Consider the following 1,278-nt stretch of genomic DNA (forward strand, 5'->3'; position numbering starts at 1 on the left):
GTGAGCGGCCCGAGACATAGGTGACAAAACGTACCGGACACATGGGTTACACTTTCCGCTTTTGTTCTGCGGGAGGTGTGGATGCCGTGGAAAGCGAGTTCGGTCATGGAAGAACGCCTTCGCTTTGTGGCCAGGCTTCTGGATGGGGAAGCCATGACGGATGTGTGCCGGGAGTTCGGCGTATCCCGCAAGACCGGCTATAAGATTTTCGATCGCTACAAAGAGCAGGGGCTGGCCGCCCTGAGCGATCGGTCCAGACGGCCGGTACGCTATGCCAATCAGCTCCCGGAGCAAATCGAGGGTCTGATTGTCCGCCTCAAGCCGAGAAACCGCACTGGGGCGCGCGCAAGATCCGCGAACTGCTGGTCCGGCGGCTCGATGGCGATGTCAGGATTCCGGCCAAAAGCACCATCCATGCGGTGCTCGATCGCCATGGCCTGGTCAAGCGTGGCGGCGGGCCGCGCCACCGCGCGCGCGGCACGCCGCTGTCCACGGGTACCGGACCCAATGATTTGTGGTGCACCGACTTCAAGGGCGAGTTCAAGCTCGGCAATGGCCGCTACTGCTATCCGCTCACCGTTACCGATCATGCCTCGCGCTTCCTGTTGTTGTGCGAAGCGCTCGATTCAACGCGTGAAGACCCTGTAATTACTGCCTTCGAGCGTTTGTTCCTCGAGCGCGGCCTGCCGCTCGCCATTCGCTCCGACAACGGCGTGCCCTTCGCCAGTCCCAACGCCTTGTTCAACCTCTCCAAGCTCTCGGTGTGGTGGCTCCGACTTGGTATTGCAATCGAACGCATCAAGCCGGGCCACCCGCAACAGAACGGACGTCATGAGCGCATGCACCTCACCCTCAAAAAGGAAACCACCCGGCCGCCGGGCGGCAATAGCTTGCAGCAGCAGGAACGCTTCGATGCCTTCGTCCGCGAGTTCAACTCCGAACGCCCGCACGAGGCCCTCGACATGAAACGTCCTGCCGAGCTCTACGTCGCCTCAGCACGTTCCTATGCCGGCCTGCCGGAGCTGACCTATCCGTTCCACGATCGCGAGGTCCTTGTAACCGCGTGCGGCCGCCTTTGCCTGCACCGCAAGCGGATCAACATCTCAACCGTGCTGGCGGGCCAGAAGCTCGGCATCAAGGAGGTCGACGAGGGCATTTGGCTCGTCAGCTTCATGCACTATGATCTGGGATACTTCGACCTGGAGCAGAAAACCCTGCAACCTCTCGACAACCCGTTCGGCACGAGGCTGTCACCCATGTCTTAGGTACGTTCCGTTA

At 61.0% G+C, this 1,278-nt stretch carries 1 pseudogene; it reads left to right on the forward strand.

The window, feature by feature from the left end:
- Window positions 1-81: 81 nt before the first annotated feature.
- Window positions 82-1,265 (forward strand): annotated as a pseudogene (locus tag AC0L23_RS39910) (integrase core domain-containing protein).
- Window positions 1,266-1,278 lie beyond the last annotated feature (13 nt).

The organism is Bradyrhizobium sp. MI1.4, assembly GCF_055811315.1.